A 14,397-nucleotide genomic window follows, 5' to 3' on the forward strand; every position below is an offset into this window, starting at 1 on the left:
CCAGCAAGCAGATCACTGTTCCAGCAGATTGCTGCCCAGAGGTAACACCCTTGTGTCAGCCTGCTGCGGCAAGGCATCCATGCAATGCGGCCATATCGTCGCGGATCAGATAGATCGGCGTCGCCTCGGGAATCTGACGCATATAGTTATCGGCCAGAAAGCCGGTTTCGAAACGTTCCATCCGGTCGGCAATGCTGCGGCCCACGCTGCCCGCCAGAAACAGACCCTCCAGAGGCATGAAGCGCAGTGCCAGTTCTCGGCATAGCAGGCCGACCAGTTCCGTAAACAGGTCATAGGTGGCCACCGCCCCGGCATCTCCGTTCCCGGCGGCACGGGCGATATCTTCGCTGCGCAGGATGTCACTGCCGGTCCGCGCCGCGTGCAATCGCGCCAGCCCGCGCCCGGCAAAGGTCTCTTCGGTAGAGAAAAAGCCCTGCGCAGCGTCATATCCCAACAGGTCGACCAGCTTTTGATAGATATTCGCGGGCAGGTTCGTATGCCCCTCCTCGGCCTCCAGCGCGGTGATGATTCCGCCGGGCATCAGGCGGACGGCGCAGACATTGAACCCCGTACCCAATCCGACGACCAGACTTTGCCCGTTGCGGGCGCGATCTTCGGGGGCTTTGCGCAGAATGGCCAGCCCGTCCCCGCGCAAGGCCGGTGTCGCATAGCCAAGCGCGGTCAGATCGTTGATAAGCCGCACCTGATCCGCATTCGTCAGCCGCGCAAGCCTGTCTTCCGAGAAATTCCAGTCGCGATTGGTCAGCTCTGCCTTGCCGCCGCTGACCGGTCCCGCCACGGCGATACAGACCGAATTGATCCGGGGATTGCCCTGTTGGTCAAGATATTGCCGCATGACATCGTCGAAACTGCTGAAATCGTCGCCGCGAAACCGTGTCACGGTCGCATTGTCGATCACGCCGTCTCTGGCAATGGCCAGCCGCGCATTCGTGCCGCCGACATCTCCCAGCAATGTCACCATCGACCAGTCCCCAAGATCAACCTTTTCGCCAAGCCCGTTTAAACCGGTTCCCGCCTCGTTGCGAGAGTGAATGATAGCGGCAACATCACTCTGATCCGCTGCCATGCCATCGAAGCCGGTTTACTTCAGGGCATGTACGATCGCATCCATATGGCGGGCAAGCAGCCAGGTGTCGCCCGCAATGGCGACGAACTCGAAACCGTCATTCTCAAGATAGCCCCGAGCGGTCTCTTCGCCATAACCCAGGATGCCCGCTGGCAGGCCGGCCTCGTGAATAAGGTTCAGTGCTTCAACGATCTTCGCCCGTACCTCTGGCGCGCTCCCATTGCCGGCATGGCCCATCGATGCGGCAAGATCGCCCGGCCCGACAAAGATGCAGTCCACGCCGTCTATGGCGGCAATCTCGGGGATATTGGCGATGGCTTCAGGCGTTTCAACCTGAACGATGATCGTCATATCCTCGGTATAGGTTTTCAGATAATCCGCCTGCCGCCCATAGCGGTTTGCCCTGACCGACGCCGCAATGCCGCGAATCCCATGAGGCGGATATCGCGTCCAGCTTACGGCTTGCCGCGCGTCTTCTGCCGTCTGGATCATCGGGAACATCAGGTTGCGCGTGCCGATATCCAGCAGGCGCTTGATCATCACCTGTTCGGAAAAAGGCGGCCGCACGATCACTTCGGCATTGCTTCCATGTGCCGCCCGCAGATGATCCGCGATCTGCGAAAGATCGCCCGGCGCATGCTCCATATCCACCAGCACCCATTCGGTACCCGCCCCCGAAGCGATCTCGGTTACTGTGGGCGAACACAGGGAAAGCCACAGGCCCGGCAGTTTCCGCCGTTCTTTCAACGCCGCCTTCAGGGGATTACGCGTCATGTCCATTCATCCTTTCACCTGCTTTTCAATTAGCTCAGCCGCGCCCGACAAAGGGCATATTGGTGGCCATCACGGTCATGAACTGCACATTCGCGCCATCTGGCATGCTGGCCATATGGAGGACCGAGCGGGCCACATCCTGCACATCCATCGTCGGCTCTGGCCGTATCGAGCCATCCGCCTGCGAAAAACCCTGAGCCTGACCGGCGGTCATATCGGTCAGCGCGTTGCCGATATCGATCTGGCCGCATGCGATATTGAACGGGCGGCCATCAAGCGAAAGGCTGCGCGTCATCCCGGTCACCGCATGTTTCGAGGTCGTATAGGCAACAGACCCGGGGCGCGGCGCATGAGCCGAGATCGAACCGTTATTGATGATCCGCCCGCCCTGTGGCTCCTGTCGCCGCATCTGCGCAAAGGCGGCGCGGGCGCAAAGGAACATTCCGTTGATATTCACGTCCATGACCTCGCGCCATTGATCGAAGCCGATTTCGTCGATCGTCACGGATATCAACCAGGTCCCGGCATTGTTGAACAGCGCGTCAAGCCGACCCCAGCGCGACAGCGCGGTATCGAAAGCCGCCGTCACCTGATCCTCGGACGCGACATCGCAGGGCAGGATCAAAGCGTTTTCGTGACCATCGGCCGTTTCTTCCAGCGCCTCGGTCCGGCGGCCGATCAATCCCACCTGCCAGCCCTCTTGCAGAAACAGCCTAGCCGTGGCGCGGCCGATGCCGCCGGATGCTCCGGTTACGATGATTGTGCCACTCATGCCTGCCCCTTGCTATGCCCCGGAAACCGCAGCTTATTGGCGCTGCGATCATACTCTGTTCACGGGAAATCGAAATCACAACCCCAATCCGCCCGTATGACCGGCGGAAGTCAAGGGCTGCGGGCCAGAAACGCGAGCAGCGTTCCCGAATGGGAAAACGGCTATTCCGCCGCTTTCGCCATCGGGTTGTTGGGGTGGGTGGTCCAGTTGGCGTAACCGCCACGGGCAATGCCGGTACGCTTATCCACCTCTCCCATGTCAAGTTCCCGCATCGAGATGCAATTCTCGACTGGGCAGACATCCAGACAAAGATTGCAGGCCACACATTCCTCTTCGATCACCTCGAAGACCCGGCCCGGTTTCATCGCGATGGCCTGATGGCTGGTATCCTCGCAGGCGGCATAGCAGCGCCCGCATTTGATGCAGGCGTCCTGATCGATCACCGCCTTGGTGACATAGTTCAGGTTCAGATATTGCCAGTCGGTCACATTCGGCACCGCCCGCCCGATCAGGTCGGACAGCGCCATCTCGTGCCCGTCCAGATAATCGCGCAGGCCCGTTATCATTTCCTGCACGACCTTGAAACCATAGGTCATCGCGGCGGTGCAGACTTGCACATTCCCGGCGCCAAGGGCCATGAATTCAGCCGCGTCGCGCCATGTCGTCACGCCGCCGATGCCGCTGATCGGCAAGTCGCGGGTTTCAGCGTTCCGCGCGATCTCTGCCACCATGTTAAGCGCGATCGGCTTGACCGCCGGCCCGCAATAGCCGCCATGCGCGCCCTTGCCGTCGACTGTCGGTTCCGGCGCGAAAAGATCCAGGTCCACCGAAGTGATCGAGTTGATCGTATTGATCAGGCTGACGGCATCCGCGCCGCCGCGTTTCGCGGCCTCGGCGGGTTTGCGGATATCGGCGATATTGGGGGTCAGCTTCACGATGCAGGGCATGCGGGAATATTGCTTGACCCAACGCGTCACCATCTCGATATATTCCGGCACCTGACCGACGGCGGCACCCATGCCGCGCTCGCTCATGCCATGCGGGCAGCCGAAATTCAGTTCCACCCCGTCCGCGCCGGTATCCTCGATCTGTTTCAGGATGGTACGCCACGAATCCTCGTCGCAGGGCACCATCAGGCTGATGACCAGCGCCCGGTCAGGATAGTCGCGCTTGACCTGCTTGATTTCGCGCAGATTCACCTCAAGCGGCCGGTCGGTGATCAACTCGATATTGTTGATCCCCAGCACGCGACGATCCGGCCCATGCACCACGCCATAGCGCGGGCCATTAACGTTAACGATGGGCGGTCCTTCGGAGCCCAGCGTTTTCCAGACCACGCCGCCCCAACCGGCCTGAAAGGCGCGGCGGACATTGTATTCCTTGTCTGTCGGCGGCGCGGATGCCAGCCAGAACGGATTGGGAGATTTGATTCCGATAAAATCGCTGCGCAGATCGGCCATATGTCAGCCTCCTTCTGATAAGCGCAAGAATGGGTCAGCCGGGGATCTCGATGGGGCGGCCCGTCAGCCGCGCATCGATATCCTCGGCGGCATCGCGGCCCTCGGCCACGGCAGTCACGGTCAGATCGTCGCCGCCAGTGGCACAATCGCCGCCTGCCCAGACATCGGGCAGGCTGGTGCGACCCGAAGCAGTGACGGCGATCTTGCCGCCGGTCAGCTTCAGCCCCTGTGGCGCATCCGCGAGTTGCTGACCGATGGCGCGGAACACCTGATCGGCTTTCAGGCGGAAACGCTCGCCCGTGTCGGTCAGCCCGTCCGGTCCGTCCTGCGTATAGCCGAACTCGATCTCGGCGACCACGCCATTGCCGTGAATAGCCACCGGCGCGGCATTGCAGATGATCCGCACCCCGGAAGAGGTCGCATGTTCCTGTTCATGCCTGCTGGCGCTCATCCGGTCCTGGCCGCGGCGATAAACGATGGTGGAATTCTCGGCCCCCAGCAGCTTTGCCTGCACGGCAGCATCCACCGCTGTCATACCACCACCGATCACCACGACATCGCGGCCGATCGGCAAGGCGGTCAGATCGCTGGCCTGCCGCAGATTGCGGATGAACGAGACGGCGTCGGTGACATGATCCTTGTCTTCGCCATCGGTGCGCAGGGCGTTGACGCCGCTTAGCCCCATCCCAAGGAACACGGCGTCATATTCCGCCCTCAGCCCCTCAAGCGTGATCTCGCGGCCCAGTTGCTGCCCGTGCCGCAACTCGATCCCGCCGATCTCAAGCAGCCACTCAACCTCGGCCTGCGCGAAGCCGTCAACGGCCTTGTAGCTGGCAATCCCGTATTCGTTCAGCCCCCCGGGCTTCTCGCGGGCTTCGAAGATCACCACGTCATGGCCCTTGGCGGCCAGCCGATGCGCCGCCGCCAACCCGGCAGGACCGGCGCCCACCACGGCGATCCGCTTGCCCGTTGGTTCGGCGCGGCGAAACGGGTGCCCGTCCTGCGCCATCAGCCCGTCGGTAGCATAGCGCTGCAATGCGCCGATCTCGACCGGTTGCTGTTCGGCATCCATGCGCACACATGAACCTTCGCACAGATTTTCGGTCGGGCAGTCCCGGGCGCACATCCCGCCAAGGATATTGGCGTGCAGGATCGTCATCGCCGCCGCATCCGGCGTGCCGGTCGCGATCTGCCGGATAAATAACGGAATATCGATCGAGGTCGGACAGGCCGTCACGCAGGGCGCATCATGGCAGAAATAACATCGATCGGCAGCGATACGCGCCTCGTGATCGTCCATCAAAGGCGCGACATCGGCAAAATTTACCGCGAGTTCCTCGGAACTCAGGCGACCGGGCACGACGCCCGGGGACAGTCTGGCTTGGGACATTTTCGTCTCCTGGCTCACCTGTTGGATGGAATCAGGCTGACACAGGTCAGAAATTTTATCAAATGGTAAAATAAATCGGCGCAGGATTTTTGCCCGTCATCCCGTTAGCGCCGGAATATCGGGCAAAGTGCATCTGCTCCTTCTTCACTCAAATATCCCGGGGTGAGGTGCGCCCGGAAAAAGGTCCACTGGACCTTTTTCCGCACCGAACACGCGGAGCGCCGGGGGGCAATGCCCCCGGACCGATGATCCGGAATTACTCCTGCCAGCTTTTGACCAACTCGTCGTAACTGACGGTTTCCGGCTGTGGCTTCTCATTCTCCAGCGCCAGTTGCGGTGCAATCGTGCCGTTTTCCTTGGCATAATTGTTCCACCATTCCAGATCATGCTCTTCGGCCAGTTTCGGACCGATATCGCCCTGGATACCGGCGCGCTCCAGCCGCTCCATCACCTTTTCCTGTTCGGCGCAAAGGCTGTCCATCGCTTCTTGCGGGGTTTTCGAACCCGATGCAGCATCGCCAATCGCCTGCCACCAAAGCTGCGCCAGCTTGGGATAATCCGGCACATTCGTGCCTGTCGGAGACCAGTTGAGGCGCGCGGGCGAGCGGTAAAACTCGACCAGACCGCCCAGCTTCGGTGCGCGTTCGGTGAAGCTTTCATGCTGGATCGTCGACTCGCGGATGAAAGTCAGGCCGACATGGCTTTTCTTCACATCCACGGTTTTCGAGGTCACGAATTGCGCATAAAGCCATGCGGCCTTGGCGCGGTCGTCCGGGGTGGATTTCAGGATCGTCCAGGAACCGGCATCCTGATAGCCCAGCTTCATGCCTTCCTGCCAATAGGCGCCATGCGGCGACGGAGCCATGCGCCATTTCGGCGAGCCGTCCTCATTCATCACCGGCGTGCCTTCCTTGACCATATCGGCGGTGAAGGTGGTGTACCAGAACATCTGCTGCGCCACCTCACCCTGAGCCGGGACCGGGCCGGATTCGCTGAAGGTCATGCCCTGGGCGGCAGGGGGCGCGTAATTGTTGATCCAGTCCAGATATTTCTGGATCGCATAGACCGCAGCCGGGCCATTGGTATCCCCGCCACGGGCAACGCAGGATCCCACGGGGCGGCTGTCTTCATCCACCCGGATGCCCCATTCATCGACCGGCACCCCGTTCGGAATGCCCTTGTCGCCGTTACCGGCCATCGACAGCCAGGCATCAGTGAACCGCCAGCCAAGCGATGGATCCTTCTTGCCATAATCCATATGGCCATAAACCTTCTTGCCGTCGATTTCCCTGCCCGTGAAGAACTCGGCGATATCCTCATAGGCGGACCAGTTCACCGGCACGCCAAGATCGTAGCCGTATTCTTCCTTGAAGGCTTTCTGGTTTTCGGGGTCGCTGAACCAGTCGTAGCGGAACCAGTAGACATTGGCGAATTGCTGATCGGGAAGCTGATACAGGTTGCCATCGGGTGCCGTGGTAAAGGATGTGCCGATGAAATCTTCGAGATCCAGCCCCGGATTGGTCACATCCTTGGCGTCGCCCTCCATCCAGCCGGACAGGTCCCGCGCCTGCTGATAGCGCCAATGGGTGCCGATCAGATCCGAATCGTTGACATAGCCGTCATAGATATTCTCGCCAGATTGCATCTGGGTCTGCAATTTCTCGACCACATCGCCTTCGCCGATCAGGTCATGCGTGACCTTGATGCCGGTGATCGCCGTGAATGCCGGCGCCAACACCTTGGCTTCATATTCATGCGTGGTGATGGTTTCCGACACCACGTTGATCTCCATGCCCTCGAAGGGCTTGGCGGCGTCGATGAACCATTGCATCTCGGCTTCCTGATCTTCGCGGGTCAGGGCCGAATTGTCGATCTCGGAGTCAAGGAATTCCTTGGCCTCCTCGATCCCCGCCTGCGCGGATGTGGCCAATAGCGCAAGCGCCATGGCCGTTGTCAGGTAGAGTTTCATGTCATCCTCCCGGTTTGGTTAATTCATACCCAGCGAAATACCGCTGCGGCGTATATCAGGGCGCAGGCAACTCCTCCCCACAGGGGCGTTCCCATCACCGCCAGCCAGATCAGACAGAGAAAGGCCGAACCAAGCAGGCTGATGAACAGCCGGTCGCCCCGGGTCGTCACGATGCCAAGGATGCCCCTGCGCGGCGTTTCGGGGAAGCGGATCGCAAGCCATGTGAACAGGATCAGAAGCCCGGCGATTACGGTGAAGAACAAAGCGGTCGGCAGGGTCCACGCCATCCAGCCGCCGGGATTGATGGAGCCGGTCCAGTCCATGCCCTCATCCGTGACCGGAACATGCCGCAGCAGCCAGTAGATCACCCCGGCCCAGAGAAGCGCGGCGAGGGTGAAGGTGATGTTGAGGGGGCGGCGCATCAGATCGTTCCTCGGGCTACATCTTGCGATGGGGGGGGGGCCACCCCGGACCCCGAGGTATTTGCACAAAGAAGAAGCGCGCATTTTGCAGTAACCATTGGTTCACACCCTCCCTAATGCGAAGCCCTTGGCGATGTAGTTCCGGACGAACCAGATCACCAATGCGCCCGGAATGATCGTCAGCATTCCCGCTGCTGCCAGTACCCCCCAGTCAAGGCCGGATGCCGAAACGGTGCGGGTCATGGTCGCGGCGATGGGTTTGGCATCGACCGAGGTCAGCGTGCGCGACAGCAGCAGTTCCACCCATGAGAACATGAAGCAGAAGAATGCCGCCACGCCGATGCCGGATGCGATCAGCGGCATGAAGATCCGCACGAAGAAACGCGGGAAGGAATAGCCGTCGATATAGGCGGTCTCGTCGATTTCGCGTGGAACGCCCGACATGAAACCTTCGAGGATCCAGACCGCGAGCGGGACATTGAACAGGCAATGTGCCAGCGCCACCGCGATATGCGTGTCGAACAGCCCGATCGAGGAATAAAGCTGGAAGAACGGCAGCGCGAAAACCGCCGCAGGGGCCATCCGGTTGGTCAGCAGCCAGAAGAACAGGTGCTTGTCGCCCAGAAAACGATAGCGGCTGAAGGCATAGGCGGCGGGCAGGGCGACAGTGATCGAGATCGCCGTGTTCATCAGCACATAGGTCAGGCTGTTGACATAGCCCATATACCAGCTTGGGTCGGTCAGGATCGTGCGGTAATTCGCAAGCGTCGGGTTCTTCGGCCACAGGCTGAACGTGCCAAGGATTTCGCTATTGGTTTTCAGGCTCATGTTCAGCAGCCAGTAGATCGGCAATAGCAGGAACAGCAGATACAGTGCCATGACGATGGCGGATCCTCTGCCCTTGGATTCGGCGACTGCGGCCATTATTTCGCCTCTTTCGTCATGACGGTGTAGAACACGAATGAAATCAGCAGGATCACGAGGAAGTAGATCAGGCTGAACGCCGCCGCCGGCCCAAGGTCGAACTGGCCCACTGCCATTTTCACTAGATCGATGGACAGGAAGGTTGTGGCGTTGCCGGGTCCCCCACCGGTCACCACGAAGGGCTCGGTATAGATCATGAAACTGTCCATGAAGCGCAGCAGAACCGCGATCAGCAGCACGCCCTGCATCTTGGGCAATTCGATATAGCGGAACACTTTCCAGCGGCTGGCCTGATCGATGCGGGCGGCCTGATAATAGGCGTCCGGGATGGATTGCAGCCCCGCATAGCACAAGAGCGCGACCAGAGAAGTCCAGTGCCAGACATCCATGACGATCACGGTGATCCACGCATCGATGGCGTCATTCACATAATTATAGTTGATGCCAAGCTGTTTCAGCGTATGGCCAAGCAACCCGATATCCACGCGCCCGAAAACCTGCCAGATCGTGCCGACGACGTTCCACGGGATCAGAAGCGGCAGCGCCATCAGCACAAGGCAGAAGGACGCCCAGATACCCTTTTTCGGCATATTGAGCGCAACGAAGATGCCCAGCGGAATCTCGATCGCCAGAATGATGGCCGAGAACAGGATTTGCCGGCCCAAAGCGGCCCGGATGCGATCTGATTCGAGGACCTCCTCGAACCAGTCCAGCCCGGCCCAGAAGAATTGATTGCCGCCGAACGTGTCCTGAACAGAATAGTTCACCACCGTCATCAGCGGCAGCACCGCCGAGAAGGCGACCAGAAGCAGAACGGGCAGGACAAGGAACCATGCGCGGTTATTGACGGGTTTATCCATCAGGCGGCCCTTTCCCGTGCCGGCGGATCGACCCGCCAGTCATCCACATAGATATGCGCACGGCCGGGGTCGGGGACGATCCGGCTGGCATCTGCGGGAATTTCCTGCGCTTCCGGAAGGATCACGTTCATATCGGCGTCGCCGACCTTGCCGCGAATGATCCGGTGATGGCCCACATCCTCTATGCGGTGGATGGTAAAGGGCAGTCCTTCGGTTCCGGAACCAAGGCGCAGGAACTCGGGCCGGATGCCAAGCTGAACCTTGCCCGAGAGGGGCGCGTAACCATGTGCCAGGCCGATCTGCGCCCCGGCGATGTGGGCCGTCGCCCCGTCGATCTGCGCATCCAGCAGGTTCATCCCCGGCGAGCCGATGAAATAACCGACGAACGTATGTTCAGGCGCGTCGAACAGCGCCTGAGGCGTGCCCGACTGCACGACCCGCCCATCATGCATGACCACCACCTGATCGGCGAAGGTCAGGGCCTCGGTCTGGTCATGGGTGACATAGATCATCGTATGGCCGAAACGGCGGTGCAGATCCTTGAGCTGGGTCCGCAATTCCCATTTCATATGCGGGTCGATCACGGTCAGCGGCTCGTCAAACAGGATGGCGTTGACATCCTGCCGGACCATGCCGCGGCCAAGGCTGATCTTCTGCTTGGAATCCGCCGTCAGCCTGCGTGCGCGGTGATCCAGCACGGCGGTCATGCCGATCATCCGCGCCACCTCGTCCACGCGGGCGGCGATCTGATCGGCGGGCATTCCACGGTTTTTCAGCGGGAATGCCAGATTCTCGCGCACGCTCATCGTGTCGTAGACGACGGGGAACTGAAAGACCTGCGCGATATTGCGTTCGGCGGTCGGCAGGCCGGTCACGTCGCGGTCATTGAACAGGATCCGCCCGCTGGACGGCACCAGCAGCCCCGAGATGATATTGAGCAGCGTCGATTTCCCGCAGCCCGATGCGCCCAGCAGCGCATAGGCCCCGCCATCCTCCCATGTCAGATTCATGGGCTTCAGTGCCCAGTCATCGTCATGCGACGGTCTGGGCAGATAGCTATGTGCAAGGTTTTCCAGTGTGATCCGTGTCATTCCTTCCTCCTCGCCATCATGCAGCGGCGGCATAAGGGGCCGCGCGGGCAAGCCTGCCTTCGGGCGTGAACAGATAGATATGCGAGGGTTTCAGCCAGACGGTCAGTTCCTGCCCCAATTCGCGGCGCTGCACGCCCTCGATCAGGCCCACCCATTGATCCTGACCGTGGCGAAAATGCATGAATGTCTGCGCGCCGGTAAACTCGACCGATTCCAGCACAACCCGCAGGGGCAGGGCGTCCGGCGTTTCCGTAAGCGACAGATGGGCAGCGCGGAAGCCCGCCTGATAGGCGCCATCGGGCAGATCGGCGGACCATGCGAGCGCGCCCAGAAAAGCCTGCCCGCTTTCCAGCCGCACCGGCGCGAAATTCATCGGCGGATCGCTGAAGACCCGTGCGGTCACGGCATCCTGCGGCGCGCGATAGACCCTTGGAGTCGGGCCGAATTGCGTGACGCGGCCTTCCCACAGGGTTGCGGTATTGCCGCCCAGCAGCAAAGCCTCTTCGGGCTCGGTTGTGGCATAAACGAAGATCGCGCCGGATTCCTCGAATATCCGGGGGATCTCGGCCCGTAATTCCTCGCGCAGCTTGTAATCCAGATTGGCCAGAGGCTCGTCCAGAAGCACCAGCCCCGCACCTTTGACCAGGGCCCGCGCAAGGGCGCAGCGCTGCTGCTGGCCGCCCGACAGTTCCAGCGGACGACGATCCAGCATCGGGGTCAGCCGCATCATCCCGGCGGTTTCGCGGACGCGGCGGTCGATCTCGGATTTCGCGACCTTCATCAGGCGCAGCGGAGAGGCGATATTGTCGTAAACGCTCATCGACGGGTAATTGATGAACTGCTGATAGACCATCGCGACCTTGCGATCCTGCACGCGCTGCCCGGTCACGTCCTGACCGTTCCAGAAGATGGCGCCGGAACTTGGGCGGTCCAGCCCTGCCATCAGCCGCATCAGCGTGGTTTTCCCGGCCAGCGTCGGCCCCAGTAGCACATTCATGCTGCCCGGCTGCAATGTCAGATCGGCCGGATGGATATGCTCCATCCCGTCTACCGTCTTGCCGACCCCGCGCAGTTCAAGCGTCATGCGGCAGCCCTCGCGTCGCTCATCCATTCCTCCAATGCGGCGATCTGGCCCTGATCCATCCGCAATCCCAGCTTGCTGCGCCGCCAGACGATATCGCTGGCATGGCGGGCAAATTCATGCGTCATCAGCCAGCGAACCTCGGCTTCGGTCAGCGTCGCGCCGAAATCGCGGCCAAGCGCGGCGGACTCCTGCGCCTTGCCCAGAATTTCCTGCGCATCCGTTCCATAAGCGCGGATCAGCCGCGTTGCCCATTCACCGGTCAGGAAAGGATATCCGGCCCGGAGATCCGCGATCAGCCCGGCCACGCCATCGACCGGAAAATCTCCGCCGGGCAGAGCTGCGCCCGCCGTCCATGCCGGCCCGGCATTCGCGAAATACGGCGTCAGCTTTTCCATCGCATGCTCGGCCAGCCGGCGATAAGTCGTGATCTTGCCGCCAAAAACGTTCAGGCAGGGCGCGCCCTTGTCATCCAGAGACAATACATAATCCCGCGTCGCCGCCGTGGCTGATTTTGCCCCGTCGTCGTATAATGGCCGCACGCCGGAATAGGTCCAGACGATCTGATCCCGTGTCACCGCTTGCCGGAAATAACCCGAGGCGAAATCGCACAGATATTGCTGTTCTTCGGGCGTGCATTCCGCATCCAGCGGACTGCCGTCATGATCGCGGTCGGTTGTCCCGATCAGGGTGAATTCATCCTGATAGGGAAGCGCGAAGATGATCCGCCCATCCTTTCCCTGAAAAAAATAGGCCTTGTCGTGATGGTAAAGCTTCGGCACCACGATATGGCTGCCCCGGACAAGACGCACCGTCTCGGCCGAGGGAAGATGCGCCACATCCCGGATGATATGCCCGACCCAGGGTCCGCCCGCATTGATCAATGCTCGGGCATGAAAGATTTGCCCGTCTATCAGCGTCACGCGCCACAGATCGCCATCGCGCGCGGCCTCGGCCACCTCTGCGCCGACCATGACGCTTGCTCCGCGCAGCGCTGCGTCATGGGCGTTCAGCGCCACCAGCCTTGCGTCATCCACCCAGCAATCGCTGTATTCATAAGCCTGTTTCAAACGGTCTTGCAGCGGGGCGCCTTCCGCGGTGTTTTCCAGCGACAGGCTGCGCGTGCCGGGCAGAATCTTCCGGCCGCCGAGATTGTCGTACAGAAACAGGCCCGCGCGGATCAGGAAATTTGGGCGATGGCCCTTGTTCCACGGCATCAGCATACCCAGCGCCTTTGATACCGGCGTATGCGCCTCGAAGGTCATTTCCGGGTCAAGCGGCAGCACGAATCGCATCGGCCAGCTGATATGCGGCATGGCACGCAGCAGAACCTCGCGTTCTTTCAGGGCTTCGCGCACCAGCCGGATTTCGAGATATTCGAGATAGCGCAGCCCGCCGTGAAACAGCTTGGTCGATTTGGAACTGGTCGCTTGCGCCAGATCACCCATCTCGGCCAGACGCACCGACAGCCCGCGGCCTGCCGCGTCGCGGGCAATTCCGCAGCCATTTATACCGCCGCCAATAATGAACAGGTCGGTTGTATCCGGCATCGCCTTCCCCCAAGCTGTGAATATCCGATCACGTTCTCGTGCGTTCTGTCAACGGAATTTTTCGCAGATTTGCGTTTCTATTCGAATTGACAAAAACCGCGCATAAATGTTCCGTTAGGTCAGGAAACTGGGGGCGGCAATGGCGCTGAATATTCGCCAGATGGAAATTCTGGATCTGGCCCGTGCGACGGGTCGTGTCGGCGTGGACGAATTGGCCGAGCGTTTCGACGTGACCTTGCAGACCATCCGCCGCGATCTGGGTGAACTGGCCGACCACGGCATGCTGGACCGCGTTCATGGCGGGGCGGTCATGCGCAGCGGCGTCAGCAATATCGGCTATGAGGAACGCCGCCGCATGAATGAAGACGCCAAGGCGGCAATCGCCCGGGCCTGTGCTGCCGAGATTCCCGACAATTGCTCGGTCATCATCAATCTGGGAACCACGACCGAGGCTGTGGCGCGCGAATTGCAGCATCATCGCAACCTGACGGTCATCACCAACAACATGAATGTCGCCAATATTCTTGTCGCCAATGAAAGCTGCGAGATCATGGTGGCGGGCGGTGCGCTGCGCCGCTCGGATGGGGGGCTGGTCGGCGATCTGACCAGCGAATTCATCGCGCAGTTCAAGCCGGATTACGCGATTATCGGCACCTCGGCGCTGGATGCGGATGGCGATCTGCTGGATTTCGACATGGCCGAGGTGCGGGTAAGCCGTGCCATCGCAGGTCTGGCACGCAAGACCTTTCTGGTGACCGATATCAGCAAGCTTGAACGGTCCGCCCCCGTCAGGATCATTTCCATGGCGGAACTCGATACGGTATTCGTGGATCGGCCCTTGCCCGGTGAATTGACCGGGAAATGCCGGGAATGGGAGACGCGGGTGATTGTGGCGGGGGTTGGAGCGGATGGGCAGAGCACGTCAGGCTAATCTGGAAACACCGGATTCCGCAGCCGGTCAGAGCCGCGCTGTGCCGGGCCGTGGCCGAGCGCTGCGCGGCGGATCTGCGGCCCTTG

Annotated in this window: 13 protein-coding genes; 1 reads left to right on the forward strand and 12 read right to left on the reverse strand. The window is 60.8% G+C overall.

The features are described from left to right. Positions 1 to 55 precede the first annotated feature (55 nt). The 12 genes from Q0601_RS13395 to glpD form a co-directional block, all read right to left on the reverse strand. Complete coding sequence (locus Q0601_RS13395) at positions 56 to 1,087, reverse strand: glucokinase (RefSeq protein WP_305290347.1); 1,032 nt, start codon at positions 1,085 to 1,087, stop codon at positions 56 to 58. Positions 1,088 to 1,102: 15 nt separating this feature from the next. Then, entirely contained in the window at positions 1,103 to 1,861 is a 759-nt protein-coding gene (locus tag Q0601_RS13400) for an HpcH/HpaI aldolase family protein (RefSeq protein ID WP_305290348.1), read from the reverse strand. A 34-nt stretch (positions 1,862 to 1,895) separates the two neighbouring features. Next, positions 1,896 to 2,633, reverse strand: a complete 738-nt coding sequence (locus tag Q0601_RS13405) for an SDR family oxidoreductase (protein ID WP_305290349.1) — start codon at positions 2,631 to 2,633, stop codon at positions 1,896 to 1,898. A 161-nt stretch (positions 2,634 to 2,794) separates the two neighbouring features. After that, positions 2,795 to 4,093, reverse strand: coding sequence for an NAD-dependent dihydropyrimidine dehydrogenase subunit PreA (preA, locus tag Q0601_RS13410; protein ID WP_305290350.1), 1,299 nt, complete (start codon positions 4,091 to 4,093; stop codon positions 2,795 to 2,797). Positions 4,094 to 4,127: 34 nt separating this feature from the next. Continuing rightward, entirely contained in the window at positions 4,128 to 5,483 is a 1,356-nt protein-coding gene (locus Q0601_RS13415) for an NAD(P)-dependent oxidoreductase (RefSeq protein ID WP_305290351.1), read from the reverse strand. A gap of 256 nt (positions 5,484 to 5,739) precedes the next feature. Further along, positions 5,740 to 7,452, reverse strand: coding sequence for an ABC transporter substrate-binding protein (locus tag Q0601_RS13420; RefSeq protein WP_305290353.1), 1,713 nt, complete (start codon positions 7,450 to 7,452; stop codon positions 5,740 to 5,742). Between the two features lie 23 nt (positions 7,453 to 7,475). Next, the gene (locus Q0601_RS13425; protein ID WP_305290407.1) at positions 7,476 to 7,775 is read right to left on the reverse strand and encodes a DUF2160 domain-containing protein; all 300 of its coding nucleotides are present in this window, start codon (positions 7,773 to 7,775) and stop codon (positions 7,476 to 7,478) included. Between the two features lie 201 nt (positions 7,776 to 7,976). Beyond that, a complete protein-coding gene (locus Q0601_RS13430) occupies positions 7,977 to 8,798 on the reverse strand; it encodes a carbohydrate ABC transporter permease (RefSeq protein WP_305290355.1) in 822 nt (273 codons plus the stop codon). Continuing rightward, positions 8,798 to 9,658, reverse strand: coding sequence for a carbohydrate ABC transporter permease (locus Q0601_RS13435; RefSeq protein ID WP_305290357.1), 861 nt, complete (start codon positions 9,656 to 9,658; stop codon positions 8,798 to 8,800). Before Q0601_RS13435 ends, Q0601_RS13430 begins: the two co-directional genes overlap by 1 nt. Beyond that, a complete protein-coding gene (locus Q0601_RS13440; RefSeq protein ID WP_305290359.1) occupies positions 9,658 to 10,749 on the reverse strand; it encodes an ABC transporter ATP-binding protein in 1,092 nt (363 codons plus the stop codon). The genes Q0601_RS13435 and Q0601_RS13440 overlap by 1 nt, the downstream gene beginning before the upstream one ends. 16 nt (positions 10,750 to 10,765) lie before the next feature. Continuing rightward, complete coding sequence (locus tag Q0601_RS13445) at positions 10,766 to 11,833, reverse strand: ABC transporter ATP-binding protein (RefSeq protein WP_305290408.1); 1,068 nt, start codon at positions 11,831 to 11,833, stop codon at positions 10,766 to 10,768. Beyond that, on the reverse strand, positions 11,830 to 13,380 hold the full coding sequence (gene glpD, locus Q0601_RS13450) for a glycerol-3-phosphate dehydrogenase (protein ID WP_305290360.1): 1,551 nt from the start codon (positions 13,378 to 13,380) through the stop codon (positions 11,830 to 11,832). The genes Q0601_RS13445 and glpD overlap by 4 nt, the downstream gene beginning before the upstream one ends. A gap of 139 nt (positions 13,381 to 13,519) precedes the next feature. Between glpD and Q0601_RS13455 the strand changes: the two genes are divergently transcribed. After that, on the forward strand, positions 13,520 to 14,311 hold the full coding sequence (locus tag Q0601_RS13455; protein ID WP_305290361.1) for a DeoR/GlpR family DNA-binding transcription regulator: 792 nt from the start codon (positions 13,520 to 13,522) through the stop codon (positions 14,309 to 14,311). Positions 14,312 to 14,397: the final 86 nt, after the last annotated feature.

Origin of the sequence: Paracoccus wurundjeri (assembly GCF_030678915.1) — a bacterium.
Lineage (GTDB): Bacteria > Pseudomonadota > Alphaproteobacteria > Rhodobacterales > Rhodobacteraceae > Paracoccus > Paracoccus onubensis_A.